Raw genomic sequence first — 18,197 nt, 5'->3', positions numbered from 1 at the left:
CAAAACGTAACAAAGGATAGAAAGCATGCGTGCCCTGGCTGAATTCATCATGCGCGGCCGTATGCAGGCCACTCTCGTAGTGGCTGGATGTGCGGCATTGCCGCTGTTGTTCTGGTTGAGTGCTGCCGCAGGGTGCCTTGTGCTTCTGCGACGCGGGTTCAGTGATGCCGTTGGTGTCCTGTCCTGGGCTCTGCTGCCGGCTTTGGTCTGGTGGTATTTCGGCGAACCTCGTACAGCCATGGTGCTGGCCGGTTCGCTGAGTTTGGCAATGGTTTTGCGTGCCAGCGAGTCTTGGGTCCGCGTGCTGCTGGTCAGCGTGGCGTTGGGCGTGGTGTATGCAGTAATTCTGGGCACGGTTTTTCGCGAACCTCTGGAAGCAATGTCGCAGGAGCTGCAAAAGCATCTGCCGACAATGCTGGCCGGGCTCTACGAGCAGTTGAACGTAGAAGAGCGAAGGCGTCTGGGGGCACTGATTGCACCCGTCCTGAATGGCCTGATAGCGGCTGTGCTGCAAATCGTCAGTGTGCTGTGCCTGATTCTTGGGCGGTACTGGCAAGCGATGTTGTACAACCCTGGTGGTTTCGGGCGTGAATTTCGCGCTGTGAAACTCCCGCTGGTGCCTGCGTTGGCGCTGTTGGTGTGCATGCTGGTGGGGCCGAATTTCGGTCCGCAGATAGCAATGCTTACACCGCTTTGCAGCGTACCGCTGGTGTTTGCGGGGCTGGCTCTGATCCACGGTCTGGTTGCTGAAAAGCGGCTTTCCCGGTTCTGGCTGGTAGGGATGTACATAACGCTGCTGGTGTTCATGCAACTGATCTATCCGTTGCTCGTGGTAATTGCCATTGTCGACAGCCTGATTGATTTTCGCGGTCGCCGGAGTTCGAAAGATTCCGGCAATGGTCCTGCGAACGGTGAAGGTTAAAAGTTAAGAGGATTTCCACATGCAACTGATCCTTCTGGAAAAAGTCGCCAACCTGGGCAACCTGGGCGACAAAGTAAACGTTAAGGCCGGCTACGGTCGTAACTACCTGCTGCCTTACGGCAAAGCAACCGCTGCAACCGCTGCCAACGTGGCTGCGTTTGAAGAGCGTCGTGCAGAGCTGGAAAAACTGGCTGCAGACAAGAAAGCATCTGCCGAAACTCGCGCTGCCCAACTGGCTGAGCTGGAAGTGACTATCACTGCCACCGCTGGTGACGAAGGCAAGCTGTTCGGTTCGATCGGTACGCACGACATCGCTGATGCACTGACCGCCTCCGGCGTTGAAGTTGCAAAAAGCGAAGTTCGTCTGCCGAACGGCACTATCCGCAACGTTGGCGAATACGACGTAGCCGTGCACCTGCACAGCGACGTAGAAGCGACCGTACGCGTTGTCGTAGTGGCTGCTTAAGCAATACGTAATCGTCTGGCGGCATTGCTGCCAGAGGATTAACATCGGGCACGATCCTGTTCACAGGTCGTGCCCTTTGTCTTTGTGCCATCCCCATTCTGCAAACCTCGAATTGAAGTGGCCATGAACGATATTTCCACCCCCGAGCAATACGATCTGCAAACCGCTGCCCTGAAGGTGCCGCCACATTCCATCGAGGCCGAACAGGCCGTGCTCGGTGGTTTGATGCTGGATAACAACGCCTGGGAGCGGGTGCTTGATCAAGTTTCCGATGGTGATTTCTATCGACATGACCACCGCCTGATTTTCCGCGCCATCGCTCGTTTGGCCGATCAGAACAGCCCGATTGACGTGGTCACCCTGGCTGAGCAACTGGATAAGGAAGGGCAGACCTCACAAGTAGGCGGCCTGGGCTACCTCAGTGAGCTGGCGAAAAACACGCCTTCTGTCGCCAACATCAAGGCCTACGCGCAGATTGTGCGGGCCCGTGCCACATTGCGGCAATTGATCGGCATCAGCACCGAAATCGCCGACAGTGCGTTCAACCCGGAAGGTCGCACCGCCGAAGAAATTCTTGACGAGGCTGAGCGGCAGATCTTCCAGATCGCCGAAGCGCGCCCCAAGACTGGCGGCCCGGTCAGCGTCAACGACCTGCTGACCAAGGCCATCGACCGTATCGATACCCTGTTCAACAGTGATAACGCCATTACCGGCCTGTCCACCGGGTATACAGACCTCGACGAAAAGACCAGCGGAATGCAGCCCGCCGACCTGATTATCGTTGCCGGACGTCCGTCGATGGGCAAGACCACGTTTGCCATGAACCTTGTCGAGAACGCAGTGCTGCGCAGTGACAAGGTGGTTCTGGTCTACTCGCTGGAGATGCCAGGTGAATCGCTGATCATGCGTATGTTGTCGTCACTGGGGCGCATTGACCAGACCAAGGTGCGCGCGGGTCAGCTCGACGACGATGACTGGCCGCGGCTGACGTCTGCGGTCAATCTGCTCAATGATCGCAAGCTGTTCATCGATGACACTGCCGGTATCAGCCCGTCCGAAATGCGTGCGCGTACACGGCGAATCGTACGTGAGCACGGCGATATCGCCATGATCATGATCGACTACCTGCAATTGATGCAGATTCCCGGATCGAGCGGTGACAACCGGACCAACGAAATTTCCGAGATTTCGCGCTCGCTGAAAGCGCTGGCCAAGGAATTCAACTGCCCGGTCATTGCCCTGTCGCAGCTCAACCGCTCCCTGGAGCAGCGGCCGAACAAGCGTCCGATCAACTCCGACCTTCGGGAATCCGGAGCGATCGAGCAGGACGCCGACGTGATCATGTTCGTCTACCGGGACGAGGTGTATCACCCGGAAACCGAGCATAAAGGCATTGCCGAGATCATCATCGGCAAGCAGCGTAACGGGCCGATCGGCACCACGCGCCTCGCATTCATCGGCAAATACACGCGTTTCGAGAACCTGGCACCGGGCAGTTACAACTTCGACGACGATTGACCCGAGGTCAGGCTCATCAAATCCGACCACTGTCGTCGGGTTTGATCAAAAAATGTGCTATATTCCGCGCCCGCGATTTTTCCAACGTGCAAACGTAGGTCCTGAACATGCAAGCAGCCAAGCCGTTATTTGACTATCCCAAGTACTGGGCCGAATGTTTCGGACCAGCACCTTTCCTGCCCATGAGCCGGGAAGAGATGGATCTGCTTGGCTGGGATTCCTGCGATATCATCATCGTTACCGGTGATGCGTACGTCGATCACCCGTCTTTCGGCATGGCGATCATCGGCCGTCTGCTTGAGTCCCAGGGCTTTCGGGTCGGGATCATTGCGCAGCCAAACTGGCAGTCCAAAGACGATTTCATGAAGCTCGGCGAGCCGAACCTGTTCTTCGGTGTCGCTGCAGGCAACATGGACTCGATGATCAACCGCTATACCGCGGACAAGAAAATTCGCTCCGATGACGCTTATACCCCTGGCGGCATGGCCGGCAAGCGTCCGGATCGCGCAAGTCTGGTCTACAGCCAGCGCTGCAAGGAAGCTTACAAGCATGTGCCTATCGTGCTGGGCGGCATCGAAGCTTCCCTGCGTCGTATTGCCCACTATGACTATTGGCAGGACAAGGTTCGCAACTCGATCCTGATCGATGCCTGCGCCGACATCCTGCTGTACGGCAACGCCGAGCGTGCGATTGTCGAAGTCGCTCAGCGCCTGTCCTACGGCCACAAGATCGAAGACATCACCGATGTGCGCGGCACCGCGTTCATTCGTCGCGACACGCCGCAGGGCTGGTACGAAGTCGATTCCACGCGTATTGACCGTCCGGGCAAGGTCGACAAGATCATCAACCCGTACGTCAACACCCAGGACACGCAGGCCTGCGCCATCGAGCAGGAAAAAGGCAACGTCGAGGACCCTAACGAAGCCAAGGTGGTGCAGATTCTTGCCAGCCCGCGCATGACCCGGGACAAGACGGTCATCCGCTTGCCATCGGTGGAAAAAGTCCGCAACGACGCCGTGCTATATGCCCACGCCAACCGCGTCCTGCACCTTGAAACCAACCCTGGCAACGCCCATGCGTTGGTGCAGAAGCATGGAGAGGTCGACGTCTGGTTCAACCCGCCGCCCATTCCGATGACCACTGAAGAAATGGACTACGTGTTTGGCATGCCTTACGCGCGTGTCCCGCATCCTGCGTACGGCAAGGAAAAGATCCCTGCCTACGACATGATTCGTTTCTCGGTGAACATCATGCGTGGCTGCTTCGGCGGCTGCACCTTCTGCTCGATCACCGAGCACGAAGGGCGGATCATTCAGAACCGCTCCGAAGAGTCGATCATTCGCGAAATAGAAGAGATTCGCGACAAGGTGCCGGGCTTTACGGGCGTGATTTCCGACCTGGGCGGGCCGACCGCGAACATGTACCGCATCGCCTGCAAAAGCCCGGAGATCGAATCGGCCTGCCGTAAGCCGTCCTGCGTGTTCCCTGGTATCTGCCCGAATCTGAACACCGATCACTCATCGCTGATTCAGTTGTATCGCAGCGCCCGCGCCCTGCCGGGCGTGAAGAAAATCCTGATCGCCTCTGGCCTGCGCTACGACCTGGCGGTCGAGTCGCCGGAGTATGTCAAAGAGCTGGTAACGCACCACGTGGGTGGTTACCTGAAGATCGCCCCGGAACACACCGAGGAAGGTCCGCTCAACCAGATGATGAAGCCGGGCATTGGCAGCTACGACAAGTTCAAGCGCATGTTCGAGAAGTACACCAAGGAAGCCGGCAAGGAGCAGTACCTGATTCCTTACTTCATCGCCGCACACCCCGGCACCACCGATGAAGACATGATGAACCTGGCGCTGTGGCTCAAGGGCAATGGCTTCCGCGCGGATCAGGTGCAGGCGTTCTACCCGTCGCCAATGGCCACTGCCACGGCCATGTACCACTCCGGCAAGAACCCTTTGCGCAAGGTCACCTACAAGAGCGACGCAGTCACGATTGTGAAGAGTGAAGCGCAGCGTCGTCTGCACAAGGCTTTCCTGCGCTATCACGACCCTAAAGGCTGGCCGATGTTGCGCGAGGCCCTTGAACGCATGGGCCGTGCCGATCTGATCGGGCCTGGCAAGGATCAACTGATCCCGTTGCATCAGCCGGCGACCGACAGCTATCAAAGTGCGCGCCGCAAGAACTCGACGCCAGCCGGCAGCCACAAGGTTGCCAGGAACGCGAAGACTACGCTGATCCAGACCCAGCATACTGGCCTGCCACCGCGTGGCAGCGATGGTAGCAAGCCGTGGGACAAACGCGAAGAGGCCAAGGCCGCCGCAATGGCGCGCAACAAGCAGGCCGCCAAGGAGCGCATGGATGCAGCCAAGGGTGGCAAGGGCAAAGGCGGCAAGCCAGCCCGCAAGCCTGTAGTGCCTCGCTGATAGCTATGGGCCGTAGGTACGCTTGTACCTGCTGCTGGGCTGTTCTTCAGGTCAGGTAGCCTTTTGCTCTTCAGCTTGAGGCTCCTGCGTGCCCATACTGGCGATCAGTCTGCGACTGTAACCCTTGCCTACGTTTATCGCCAAAAACTTCCAGGTGACGTGCTTCATGACGAATTGCGAGACGCCAGTCAATACTTCCCCCGTCACGTCAGGGGCTGACCTGATATTGATCGAGGTGGTACCTCTGAGTGTAATGCGCGTTTTCATGAGCAATTTCGAAACATGAACTTTGCCAACTCGGGCTATCAGCTTTTTGCCTAAACGCGTGGCGACCTTTGCAGTACCTGCAAGCAGCTTTCCGGCGAAGCCACCGTACGGAATCATGTAGACCGTCAGCCCTAGTGCTCCTGCCCTCATGCGGTTTTTCTCTCCGGACAGGAGGCTTTTGAATTCGGGCCAGGGCGTCAGAGATATCAGGATATTGGTTATCTCTTCGATAGCCCCGGGCGCGCTTTTGTCCTTTTCTATTTTGGTAATGCCTTTGCATTGTGCATAAAGGTCATCCTCATTAACGTAGAACAACTGGCTGTAGACAATACTGGCGATGCCGGTACAGCTTTTTGAAAACGTGGTTATGGGCATATGCAGGGCTGTCTCAGTGTTCGATGGGCCGAATGGCTCGCCAACAATTTCTGCAATCATGGTGGCGGTCGCGCCATCACGCGGTTCATCGCCGCGCAGGTAGGCGTTTTGATCAAACGGCAATGTTCTTCCCTTATTGACAATCACCGGCGTCGGGATTGTGGATGTAATCGTCCAGAACTCGATCCCGGGTACACCATTCTCGATAAGCGCCTTCAGATCAGGGCGATAACGCACCATCATCAACAGCGGGAAAACTTCGTAGAACCTTGTTTTGCCTTCGTAGACAGCCTCAATGATAAAACCGGCGCGGCCTCGCAGTGGTTCTCGATGCTTCTCGCTTTCTGCAACAGCCATCAGGTCTTGGGTCGGTAGTCTGAGCGAGTAGAGTGATACGGCACCATTTTCGATGGCCAGGCGATGCTTGAAAGGCAGTTGAGTCAGCAACTTTTTAATGATTGTCGCGTAAGCCTTGCGGGCATCAGCCAGATAAGCCTGAAACTCATGCTCGAATTGTTGATTGATGTCTGGCAGCGCCTTGTACAGCAACTGCATTTCACGGTTTATGGGAAGCAGGCCTTCCGTGCTGTCGCGCCCCGGCAGTCTCCAGTCATCAATGTTTTCACCGGCCATGTAGACATCCAGCAACGACGACGAATCGTGTTTTATGCCGTAAGCGTTATAGGGCAGATTGGATGCTGAGAGGGTGCCTTTATGATCGCGATAGACAGGCGTATGGCTTTTCCGTAGCACTGCCAGCCTGGGGCGTAGATCAATGGGCGGGAATGGGTAATCTTCCTGCTCAAGTATCTGTTGAATTGCAGGCGTCCTTCGCGCTTCTGTCATGGCGACGATGGCCATCGCCTTGCGTTCTGGCGCTGTGCGAACCAGTGCATTCACAGCTTCAAGTGATTCGGTTTCGGATTCTTCGAACGCGCTGACTGCCTGTGCTATCTCTTGTTCAGAATAAGGCAGGTTGCCCTGAATACGGATATAACCGTTGGCCTGCGCCCATGCCAGAAGGATGGGCAGGCGGGTTGTGAGATAGGCTGCCTGCTGTTCTTCGGTGTCCATCTTTTTGTTGAAGATCACTGGCAGTTCGATCAGGTCGTCAAAGCTCATCCAGCGTGAAGAACCAAACTCGATGGCTTCCGCAAGGGTGACCCCATGCTGAAAATTGACCCACACTTCAGTACAACCATATGGCAGATCGTCGGGAACACCGTTGACCAGCCATTCAGGGCAGTTCTCCAGTGCCAGTATGACGCGTGCGAGTATTGCTTCGTTGATCGACGCCGCTTTGCCCGTGTTGATCAGGTGGCTGTGCATATCGTTCAGGATGTCAGCGTGGCTACGCCCCAGGTTTTCTGTTCTGGAGAATGTGTAGCCGGCAATTTCTCCAGGCTTTCGATCCTCAGGTTGCTGAAGATCGCTGCTGATGGCATGCCATAAAATTCGGTCCATGAGTGTCATCAGGGACGCGGACGTTTCTCCCTCAGGTCGATCAAGTTGTGCCAGCAGCGTTTGTCCCAATGCCCTTGCCGGTCCGGATCTGAGAACCCGGGCCATAACCGCCACTGGGGAGTCCTGCACATCTGCCAGTGGACAGGAGGCAATGATTTCAGCACCCAGCTTGCTTAGCAGCGTGCCACCTTTGTTGCCCAGGTACTCGGTGCGGGCTCGTTTCAGGTCCTGCAGATTTTTCGGTGTCAGCATGACCTTGATGTCGAACTGATCAATAAGCCCCAATTCCTGACTGGCGCGAAGTTCTGCCAGCGTATTGAGCAGGGTTTTGATTACCGTTTTGTCAGGCGATGGTGGAAGCGACAACCCGTAGTTGTAGCTCAGCATCAATGCCAGGCTGACGCTGCCATCGCTGTCTATCTGAAACGGCAACTCCTGCTTTTCGGCTTGGAGCGGTGCAGGCAGAGCCGCGTTCTCAGCGCAGTATTCGCCGAATCCGGACGCTGGATCTGGCTTGATCCGTATGTCTTCAAGGCTGATAGGGGCATTGCTGCTCTGCATTACCGCAAGCAATGCTTTTCGTGTCGTCTCGTAGTCAGCACTTTCGGCCGGATCCATGAGGTCGATGTGAGCGTCGACAGCCTGGGTCGGTTCTGAAAGCGGTTGTTGCGCGGGATTTAGCTGTGTCATTACAAGTGCTCCGATAATGGTTAATCATTGGAGGACGATGTAATCAGGCATCAATCTGGCTGTGGCACTAAGTAAATATTGCGTGCGGGTCCAACCTTATTGCCCTGTGCGCCCCGTTTCCGTGCGACCCTTGCACCTTCAGTTCAGGCGAGCACAATTATGGTGCTGCGCCTGATCGGGCGGGGAATGTCACTCTCGTTGGCGCACGACTTTGACCGGATGGCATAAGTCTTGCGCGGCTCAATTACCGTTCAGGCTCGCAGGAGGCACGCCGTGTCGATTCATATTGCCTTGCACCATGTCACGCACTATCGCTACGAACGCGCGGTCGAACTGGGTCCTCAGATCGTTCGCCTGCGCCCGGCCGCTCACAGCCGCACGCGCGTACTGTCGTATTCGCTGAAAGTCCTGCCTGAAAACCACTTCATCAACTGGCAGCAGGACCCTCAAGGTAATTACCTGGCGCGTCTGGTCTTCCCGGAAAAGACCAGGGAATTTCGCGTCGAGGTCGATCTGGTCGCCGAGATGGCGGTGTTCAATCCGTTCGACTTCTTTCTGGAGCCTTACGCCGAAAACATCCCCTTCACCTATGCCAGCGAAGAACAGCGCGAGCTGGCGCCGTACCTGGAAAAACTGCCGCTGACCCCAAGATTTCAGGCGTATCTGGACAGCATCAGTCGCGAGCCGATACCCGCCATCGACTTTCTGGTGGGTCTCAACCAGCGCCTGAGTCAGGATGTCGCTTACCTGATCCGTATGGAACCGGGTGTGCAGACCCCGGAATTCACCCTGGAAAACGCTTCAGGTTCTTGCCGTGACTCCGCGTGGCTGCTGGTGCAACTGTTGCGCCATCTGGGTATGGCGGCGCGATTTGTATCGGGCTATCTCATCCAGCTCAAGGCCGATGTCGAGGCGCTGGACGGGCCGTCGGGCACTGATGTCGACTTCACCGACCTGCATGCCTGGTGCGAGGTCTATCTGCCGGGTGCTGGCTGGGTCGGTCTGGATGCTACTTCCGGCCTCTTTGCAGGCGAAGGGCATATTCCGCTGGCGTGCAGCCCGGAACCGTCTTCCGCAGCGCCGATCAGCGGTCTGGTCGAGCCGTGCGAAACCGATTTCAGCCACGAAATGTCGGTCGAGCGCATCTGGGAGGCCCCGCGGGTCACCAAGCCGTACACCGAAGAGCAATGGCAGGACATTCAGTCCCTCGGCCGACAGATCGACGCGGACCTGACCCGTGACGACGTGCGCCTGACCATGGGCGGCGAACCGACGTTCGTGTCCATCGATGATCGCGACGGTGCCGAATGGAACACGGCTGCGCTGGGGCCTCGCAAGCGCGAGCTGTCTGCCGAGCTGTTTCAGCGCATGCGCGCGCATTACGCGCCACTGGGGATCGTGCATTTTGGCCAGGGCAAATGGTATCCGGGCGAACAGTTGCCACGCTGGTCACTGAACTGTTTCTGGCGCAAGGATGGCAAACCGGTCTGGCGCAACAATGCGCTGATCGCCGATGAAACCCAGGATTACGGCGCTACCGGCGAGCTGGCCGGGCGCTTTCTGGCCAGCGTTGCCGAGCGTCTGAAACTACCGGCCCGTTTCGTTTTTCCGGCTTACGAAGACAATTTCTACTACCTGTGGCGCGAAGGCGCATTGCCAGTCAACGTGACTGCCGAAGACTCGCGGCTGGGTGATGAGCTGGAGCGCGCGCGTCTGCGCAAGGTATTCGCTCAGGGGCTGGACAAGATGATTGGTCAGGTCCTGCCGTTGGCCCGTAATGCAGGCGGCGATAGCTGGCAGAGTGGCCGCTGGTACTTGCGTGACGAACACTGCCGTCTGGTGCCGGGTGATTCCGCGCTGGGCTATCGCCTGCCATTGGCCTCGCAACCCTGGGTCAAGGCGGCGGAGTACCCGTTCACTCATCCGACCGATCATAACCAGGACTTCCCGGAGCTTGCCGACAGCGACTCGTTGACCTCAGCGCTCAAGTCCACAGACACGGACGCCGAGCGCCCGCCGAAGATCGACGAGTCGGCCGTCTGGCTGACCCGTACGGCGCTGTGTGCCGAAGCGCGCGACGGGCGTCTGTATCTGTTTATGCCGCCACTGCAAAAGCTTGAGGAATACCTTGAACTGGTGGCCGTGATCGAAGCGACCGCTGAAGAACTGCAATGCCCGATTCTGCTGGAAGGCTACGAGCCACCGAGCGATCCGCGTCTGTGTAACTTCCGCATTACCCCGGACCCTGGTGTGATCGAGGTCAACGTGCAGCCGTCCGCCAGTTGGGACGAGTTGGTCGAGCGCACCGAGTTTCTTTACGAGCAGGCGCGTCTCACACGTCTGACCACAGAGAAATTCATGATCGACGGCCGCCACACCGGCACAGGCGGCGGCAACCACTTCGTGCTGGGCGGTGCGACACCGGCGGATTCGCCGTTTTTGCGTCGTCCAGACCTGCTGCGCAGTCTGATCAGCTATTGGCACAACCATCCTTCGCTGTCGTATCTGTTTTCCGGCCTGTTCATCGGCCCGACGTCCCAGGCACCACGCATCGATGAGGCGCGCAACGACTCGCTTTATGAAATGGAAATCGCCTTCGCGCAGATGCCGGAGCCTGGTGAAGAAGTCGCGCCGTGGATCGTCGATCGTCTGTTGCGCAATCTGTTGATCGACGTCACCGGCAATACCCATCGCGCCGAATTCTGTATCGACAAGCTGTACTCGCCCGATGGTGCGACCGGGCGTCTTGGCCTGCTGGAGCTGCGTGCCTTCGAGATGCCGCCGCATGCGCGCATGAGCCTGGCGCAGCAGTTACTGCTACGCGCACTGGTGGCGCGTTTCTGGCGTGAACCCTATGCACCGGCCAAGCTGGCACGCTGGGGCACGCAATTGCATGATCGCTTCATGCTGCTGCACTTCATCGAGCAGGATTTCGCCGATGTGGTCGCCGACCTCAACTCGGCAGGCTACCCGGTGCAGGCCGACTGGTTCTCTGCGCATTTGGAGTTTCGCTTTCCGAAAGTGGGTGATTACGCCGTCAATGGCATCGAGCTGGAGCTGCGGCAGGCGCTGGAGCCCTGGCACGTTCTAGGTGAAGAAGGCTCGGCCGGTGGCGCGGTGCGCTACGTCGATTCGTCGCTGGAGCGCTTGCAGGTGCATCTCAGCGGGCTACCACCGCAGCGCTACGTATTGACCTGCAACGGCGTCGCGGTGCCTTTGCAGCCCACTGGACGGGTTGGCGAGTTCGTCGCGGGTGTGCGTTATCGCGCCTGGCAACCGGCCAACTGCCTGCAACCGACCATCGGCGTGCATGCGCCACTGGTTTTTGATCTGCTCGATACCTGGATGCACCGCTCGCTGGGTGGCTGCGAGTATCATGTCGCCCATCCGGGCGGCCGTAACTACGAAACCTTGCCGGTCAACGCCAACGAAGCGGAAAGTCGTCGCCTGTCACGTTTCTTCCGCATCGGTCACACCCCGGGCAAACTGGACGTTCCGTCGCTCAACATTAACGACGAGCTGCCGATGACGCTGGATATGCGTCTGCATTAGAAAAACAGTGGCTCTGTGCGTCAGATGCACACGGACGTGACATCTGACTGCACTAATCTGAAGTCCTTACGTTGCCTGCCGAGCCTTCCATGCCCGACCTGCTTGACCATTACCCGCTGTCCGAGGGTACTTACCACGAAATGCTCGATGCCGACGGTGCCGTCCGCCCGCACTGGCGTCGTCTGTACGAACACATGCAGCGCAGCACCTCGGCGCAGCTGATCCAGCGCCAAGCCTTGCTGACCCGGCAGATCCAGGAAAACGGTGTCACCTATAACGTTTACGCCGACCCCAAAGGTGCGGACCGCCCATGGGAGCTGGACCTGTTGCCGCACATCATTGCGGCCGATGAGTGGCAGCACGTGGCGGCAGGGATTGCCCAGCGTGCACGGCTGCTCAACGCAGTGCTTGCGGACCTTTACGGCCCGCAGACGCTGATTGCCAATGGCTTGCTGCCCGCTGAACTGGTATTTGGCCATAACAACTTTCTGTGGCCGTGTCAGGGCGTAAAACCTCCAGAAGGCACGTTCCTGCATATGTACGCGGTCGATCTGGCACGCACCCCGGACGGGCGCTGGTGGGTGACTGCCGACCGCACCCAGGCGCCTTCGGGTGCCGGTTATGCGCTGGAAAATCGCCAGAGCGTCGCGCGTGCCTTGCCGGAAACCTATCGTGACCTGCAAGTCCGGCACCTCTCGGGTTTCTTCGACGCATTGCAACAGACGCTTGCCCGGCAGGCACCGACCAGCAGCGAGGCGCCTCTGGTGGTGCTGCTGACGCCGGGGCGTTTCAACGAAAGTTACTTCGAGCATTTGTATTTAGCGCGGCAGTTGGGTTATCCGCTGGTCGAGGGCGGCGATCTGACCGTACGCGATGCCACTGTTTACCTGAAAACCCTCAGCGGCTTGCGTCGGGTTCACGCGATCATGCGCCGTCTGGACGACGACTTCTGCGATCCTCTGGAATTACGTACCGATTCCGCGCTCGGTGTGCCGGGGCTGCTGGAGGCTGTGCGTCAGGGCAATGTGCTGGTCGCCAACGCATTGGGCAGTGGTGTTCTGGAGTCGCCTGGCCTGCTGGGCTTTTTGCCGAAAATCAGTCAGTACCTGTTTGGCGAAGATCTGATCCTGCCATCGGTCGCAACCTGGTGGTGCGGAGAACCGCCCGTGCTGGCGCAAGCGCTGGAGAAACTGCCTGATCTGTTGATCAAACCTGCATTTCCTTCGCAGCATTTCGCCCCGGTGTTCGGTCGCGATTTGAATGAGGAGCAGCGCAACGCGCTTGCCCTGCGCATGCAGTCGCGCCCCTATGCCTACGTCGCCCAGGAGCTGGCGCAGTTGTCTCATGCACCGGTGCTGCAGGCCGATGGTACCGGTTTGCAGCCGCGCGCCATCGGCATGCGTGTCTACGCAGTGGCGAGCCTCGACGGCTATCGCGTGCTACCGGGCGGCCTGACCCGAGTGGCCGCCGAAGCCGATGCCGACGTGGTGTCGATGCAGCGCGGCGGTGCGAGCAAGGACACCTGGGTGCTGGGCGAACGCTCGCACCTTGGCGAGCCCTGGAAGGGGCAGCGCACGCTGGGCGTCTATGACCTGATTCGCCGTGATCCTTACCTGCCGTCGCGGGTGGTGGAGAACCTGTTCTGGTTCGGGCGTTATTGCGAACGTTGCGACGACAGTGCTCGTCTGCTGCGCATCATGTTGACGCGCTATGTCGATGACGACGATCCCCTCGCGTTGCAGGCGGCCGTCGCTCTGGCCGAGAGCCTGGGCATGCTGCCCGAAGCCGAGGAGGGCGAAGAGTTGAAGGACCGCCTGCTGGTTGCTCTGTTGGGCGACGAGTGGCCGTTCAGCCTGCGCGCCAATTTGCAGCGTCTGCAGTGGGCCGCTTCGCAAGTGCGCGGCAAGCTCTCACGGGAAAACTGGCAGGCGCTGGTCGAATTGCAGCGCGAAGCCTCGAGCCTGGAAACCGACGAGCCGGATTTTGGCGAATTGCTGGATTTCCTCAACCGTCTGGTGATGTCTCTGGCAGCGCTTTCCGGTTTTGCGCTGGACGACATGACCCGCGACGAAGGCTGGAGCTTTTTGATGATCGGGCGACGTATCGAGCGCCTGAAGTTTCTCAGCACCAGTCTGGCGGCGTTTTTGCGCGGCTCGGCAGTCTCGGAGAAAGCCGGGCTGGAGTGGTTGCTGGAGCTGGGCAACAGCAGCATCACCTATCGCTCGCGCTACATGGCGGTGCCGCACCTGATTCCGGTGCTGGACCTGTTGCTGCTCGACGAGCAGAACCCGCATGCGGTGCTGTTCCAGCTCAAACTGGTGCAGCGCTCGTTGCGCCGCCTGAACGACGAGTTCGATGCGCCACGTGACAGCAGCCTGACGGTGTTGGCGCAGCGTCTTGCCGCGTTCGACCTGGGCAGCCTGGAGAATCCTTTGTTTGGCCAGAGCAGTATCGACGCCGTACTCGACGGGCTGGCGGACCTGCTGCAGAGCATTGGCGACAGCAGTGGCCTGGCGTCCGATCGCTTGGCGTTGCGCCATTTTGCCCACGTCGATGATGTCAGCCAACGTACGGTGTCTGTCTGATGAGCGCTTTCTACCAGATTTTCCATGACACACATTACAAGTACGACAGCCCGGTCTCGTTGGCCCAGCAACTGGCGCACCTGTGGCCGCGCAGCAGTCCCTGGCAGCGTTGCACCGAGCAGGCGCTGGAGATTCTTCCTGAACCCACCACGCGTCGCGATGAGCTGGATGTATTCGGCAACCCGCTGACCCGTCTGGCCTTCGAGCGTCCACATGATGAATTGCAGGTCAATGCGCGGTTGCGTATCGAGGTGATGGAGAAGCCGTTTCTGGACTTCAATCTGTCGCCCGAATGGGAAGTTACCCGCAGCGCGCTGACATACAGCGCCAAGCCGATGACCGAAGATATTCTGGAGGCCTGCCGCTATCGTTTCGAATCCCCCTACGTTCACCTGAAGCGCTCATTCGTCGAGTTCTCGCAGGTCTGTTTCCCGCCGGGCCGTCCATTGTTGCTGTGTGTGCAGGCCTTGATGGAAAAGATCTTCGAGGAGTTTACCTTCGATGAAGAGGCCACTCAGGTCGCCACGCCGCTGGTGGAAGTGCTGGAGCGGCGGCGAGGCGTGTGTCAGGACTTCGCCCACTTGATGCTGGCGTGTCTACGCTCTCGTGGCCTGGCGGCGCGCTATGTGAGCGGCTATCTGCTGACCCAGCCGCCACCGGGCCAGCCTCGGTTGATCGGTGCCGACGCCTCGCACGCCTGGGTATCGGTGTTCTGTCCGGCTTCGGGCTGGGTCGACTTCGACCCCACCAACAATGTGCAACCTGCGCTGGAGCACATCAGCCTGGCCTGGGGGCGTGACTTCTCTGACGTCTCGCCTTTGCGCGGCGTGATTCTGGGCGGCGGCACGCATGATCCCGATGTCCGGGTGACGTTGATGCCGGTCAGCGCCTAATTACCTGCTCCCGTGAATCGTTCTTCAGAAGGGCGCTCCGTCGCGAGCGCCCGAGGGACCATTTGACGCACGTCCTTGGAACCCCGGCCCTGATCGGGCACTCTCTTCTTACGTCAGTTATCACGTTAATCAAGTCCTGCCCTGGAGATTCAAATGATTCGCAAGCTTGTAGCGATTTCGCTGTTGTCGTTGGCCAGTAGCCAGTTGCTGGCTGCCGAGTGTTCGGCCACAGTCGATTCGACCGATCAAATGATGTACAACACCAAAGCCATTGAGATCGACAAGAGCTGCAAGGAATTCACCGTCAACCTGACGCACTCCGGCAGCCTGCCGAAGAATGTCATGGGCCATAACTGGGTGCTGAGCAAGAAGTCCGATACCCAGGCAATCGTTACCGACGGCATGGCTGTCGGCATCGACAAGGATTACCTGAAGCCCGACGACAGCCGCGTCATCGCCCACACCAAAGTCATCGGCGCTGGTGAAAAAGACTCGGTTACCTTTGATGTATCGAAGCTGGACCCGGCACAGGAATATCAGTTCTTCTGCACATTTCCAGGGCACATCAGCATGATGAAAGGCGCTGTGACCCTGAAGTAATGACACGCCCCCGAACGAGGACGCGGAGCGTCCAGAACGGCATGCCGACGCGGAGCGTCGCACGATAGTTGAGATTATCGTTCCGCACGCCGCAGCGTGGGGATGCCTTGGTTGACGCTCCGCGTCGCAGATATGCGCCGCGCCGCAAACGCAAGACCAGACGCAGAGCGTCGTACGATAGTTGAGATTATCGTTCCGCACGCTCCAGCGTGGGAATGCCGTGGGTGACGCTCTGCGTCACAGAACTGTGCCGCGCCGCACATTCAGGAACGGACGCAGAGCGTCCAGAAAGGCGTACCCACGCGGAGCATGGGCACGATGGTGTTGCTGCTCTCTCGTTCCGCACGCACCCACTCAAGGCGCGTACGGCAGCTCGCGTTTGTGCTGGGTCTTGGCGTAGGTTTCGCAGATGATCTTGAAGGCTTCCTCACGCACCGGTTCACCGTGCAGGAAAGCGTCGATCTCGGCGTAGGTCACGCCGTGCGAGGCTTCGTCCGGTTTGCCGGGGGACAGGTCTTCCAGGTCCGCCGTCGGTACTTTCTCGACCAGTGATTCCGGTGCGCCGAAATGGCGGGCAATAGCGCGTACCTGGTTTTTCACCAGACCGCTCAACGGCGCCAGATCGCATGCGCCGTCGCCGAACTTGGTGAAGAAGCCCATGACCGCTTCGGCAGCGTGGTCAGTACCGATCACCAGCCCCTGATAAGCGCCGGCGACGGTGTACTGCGCGACCATGCGCATGCGCGCCTTGGTATTGCCGAGGACGAAATCCACCGAGCTGGCCGGCAGCCCATCGAACGCCTTCACCTCGGCAGCCAGCGCCTTGACGCTGCTACCGATGTTGATGGTATGGCGCTCGTCCGGCTCGATGAAGTCGACCGAGGCCTGGGCTTCGTGCTCATCGGCCTGCACGACATAGGGCAGACGCACGGCGATAAAGCGGTAGCTGTTATCGCCTGTGCTCGCGCGCAATTCCTTCACCGCACGCTGAGCGAGCAAGCCGGCCGTCAGTGAGTCGACCCCGCCGCTGATGCCGAGCACCAGGGTCTTGAGCCGTGCGTTCTGCAGGCATTCCTTGATGAAACTGACGCGGCGGGCGACTTCGGCCTGTAGCGCGTTCTGGTCCGCGAAAGGTGGCTGGACCTTGAGCTGTTCAGCAATCTGGCGCTGTACGGCGTGCATGATTCACTCCTCGTAAATAGGACAATTCAAGCTGGTTTTTCAGGGCTCGGCAAATCCGGCACCTTGAACACATGTCGCAGGTAGGCGACAAAGTTCGGGTCCTTGCACTGCGTCTTGCCGGGCTCGTCGGAAATCTTTGCCACAGCCTGACCGGCGCATGCGGTCATTTTCAGCACCATGTTCATGGGCGCGATGCCGGGTATGTCGGCGGTCAGGTTGGTGCCGATCCCGAAGCTGACATTGATGCGTCCGCGCAACGCCCGGAAGATGTCGAGTGCCTTGGGCAGGTTCAGCCCGTCGGAAAACACCAGCGTCTTGCTCATCGGGTCGATACCGAGCTTCTGGTAATGCGAGATGCATTTTTCGGCCCACTTCACCGGGTCGCCCGAATCATGGCGCAAACCGTCGAACAGTTTGGCGAAGTACAGATCGAAGTCATTCAGGAATGCGTCAGTGGTGATGCAGTCTGTCAGCGCGATACCCAGCAGGCCGCGGTACTCGCGAACCCAGCAATCAAGCGCGGCGATCTGGCTGTCGATCAGGCGCGGTCCCAGTTGCTGGTGGGCCATGATCCATTCATGAGCCATTGTGCCCAGTGGTTTCAGGTCAAGCTGACGGGCCAGATGAACGTTGCTGGTGCCGACAAACTGGCCTGGGAAGTCATTTTTCAGGACGCCAAGCATTTCTTCCTGCACGCGATAGGAAAAACGCCTGCGCGTGCCGAAGTCTGCCACTTTCAGCTCGGCCAGTTCATCGGCCGTGGCATGAGTGGTCAGCCATTCGAACTTGTCATACAGACGATCCCGCGCCTGACTGAGCAGGGTGTCAGGATAGCGGTGCCGGTTACGCACCTCACTGACGATCGCCAGCAGTGGCACTTCGAACAGAATGACGTGCAACCAGGGGCCGTGCAGGCGAATGCACAGCTCATCGTTTTCGATGCTGGTTTTCACATAGCGGGTGTTAAAGCGGAACAGTCCCAGAAACCTCAGAAAGTCCGGTTTTATGAACGTGATGCGCTCCAGAAAAGCCAGGTGTTCCGGGCTCAGGGACAGCTCGCACAGCAACTCGATCTGGTGTCTGATCTCGTCCAGATAGGGGCGAAGATCCTCCCCGTTGCGGCACCGAAACTCCCACTCAACGTCGACGTTGGGGTAGTTGTGCAGCACTGCCTGCATCATGGTCAGCTTGTAGAAATCGGTGTCGAGCAGGCTTTGCACGATACGATTTGAAAAGGCGCTCTCGCTCATTGAATCGGGC

Annotated in this window: 11 protein-coding genes; 8 read left to right on the top strand and 3 right to left on the bottom strand. The window is 58.8% G+C overall.

The window, feature by feature from the left end; translation table 11 throughout:
• Window positions 1–25 precede the first annotated feature (25 nt).
• From AO277_RS03125 to AO277_RS03110, 4 genes are all read left to right on the top strand, one after another.
• Window positions 26–922, top strand: coding sequence for a YybS family protein (locus AO277_RS03125; RefSeq protein WP_044317828.1), 897 nt, complete (start codon window positions 26–28; stop codon window positions 920–922).
• Between the two features lie 19 nt (window positions 923–941).
• Window positions 942–1,388 carry a 50S ribosomal protein L9 gene (gene rplI / locus AO277_RS03120; RefSeq protein WP_002551831.1) on the top strand — a complete coding sequence of 149 codons (447 nt, stop codon included), beginning with the start codon at window positions 942–944 and terminating at the stop codon, window positions 1,386–1,388.
• 123 nt (window positions 1,389–1,511) lie between these two features.
• Entirely contained in the window at window positions 1,512–2,906 is a 1,395-nt protein-coding gene (dnaB, locus tag AO277_RS03115) for a replicative DNA helicase (protein WP_002551832.1), read from the top strand.
• Window positions 2,907–3,013: 107 nt separating this feature from the next.
• Window positions 3,014–5,329: a YgiQ family radical SAM protein gene (locus AO277_RS03110; RefSeq protein ID WP_044317827.1), complete on the top strand. Its 2,316-nt coding sequence runs from the start codon at window positions 3,014–3,016 to the stop codon at window positions 5,327–5,329.
• Window positions 5,330–5,380: 51 nt separating this feature from the next.
• Here AO277_RS03110 and AO277_RS03105 read toward each other — a convergent pair whose 3' ends face one another.
• Window positions 5,381–8,125 (bottom strand): hypothetical protein, encoded by a 2,745-nt coding sequence (locus AO277_RS03105; RefSeq protein WP_044317826.1) that lies wholly within the window; start codon window positions 8,123–8,125, stop codon window positions 5,381–5,383.
• 273 nt (window positions 8,126–8,398) lie between these two features.
• On the opposite strand from AO277_RS03105, the gene AO277_RS03100 reads away from it, so the two are divergent.
• The 4 genes from AO277_RS03100 to azu all read left to right on the top strand — a co-directional run bounded on the left by AO277_RS03100 (window position 8,399) and on the right by azu (window position 15,755).
• Window positions 8,399–11,677 carry a transglutaminase family protein gene (locus AO277_RS03100; RefSeq protein WP_044317825.1) on the top strand — a complete coding sequence of 1,093 codons (3,279 nt, stop codon included), beginning with the start codon at window positions 8,399–8,401 and terminating at the stop codon, window positions 11,675–11,677.
• Between the two features lie 89 nt (window positions 11,678–11,766).
• Window positions 11,767–14,262: a circularly permuted type 2 ATP-grasp protein gene (locus AO277_RS03095; protein ID WP_044317824.1), complete on the top strand. Its 2,496-nt coding sequence runs from the start codon at window positions 11,767–11,769 to the stop codon at window positions 14,260–14,262.
• On the top strand, window positions 14,262–15,155 hold the full coding sequence (locus AO277_RS03090; protein WP_044317823.1) for a transglutaminase family protein: 894 nt from the start codon (window positions 14,262–14,264) through the stop codon (window positions 15,153–15,155). The genes AO277_RS03095 and AO277_RS03090 overlap by 1 nt, the downstream gene beginning before the upstream one ends.
• A 153-nt stretch (window positions 15,156–15,308) precedes the next feature.
• Window positions 15,309–15,755 (top strand): azurin, encoded by a 447-nt coding sequence (gene azu / locus AO277_RS03085; RefSeq protein WP_005731138.1) that lies wholly within the window; start codon window positions 15,309–15,311, stop codon window positions 15,753–15,755.
• A gap of 354 nt (window positions 15,756–16,109) precedes the next feature.
• Here azu and nadE read toward each other — a convergent pair whose 3' ends face one another.
• Both nadE and pncB read right to left on the bottom strand, forming a co-directional pair.
• Entirely contained in the window at window positions 16,110–16,937 is an 828-nt protein-coding gene (nadE, locus tag AO277_RS03075; RefSeq protein ID WP_004654655.1) for an NAD(+) synthase, read from the bottom strand.
• A gap of 26 nt (window positions 16,938–16,963) precedes the next feature.
• The gene (gene pncB / locus AO277_RS03070; protein ID WP_002551841.1) at window positions 16,964–18,187 is read right to left on the bottom strand and encodes a nicotinate phosphoribosyltransferase; all 1,224 of its coding nucleotides are present in this window, start codon (window positions 18,185–18,187) and stop codon (window positions 16,964–16,966) included.
• Between the last annotated feature and the right edge of the window lie 10 nt (window positions 18,188–18,197).

It is taken from the genome of Pseudomonas amygdali (genome assembly GCF_002699855.1).
In the GTDB taxonomy this organism is placed as follows: Bacteria; Pseudomonadota; Gammaproteobacteria; order Pseudomonadales; family Pseudomonadaceae; genus Aquipseudomonas; species Aquipseudomonas amygdali.
This window is presented reverse-complemented; position numbering and strand designations above follow the sequence as displayed.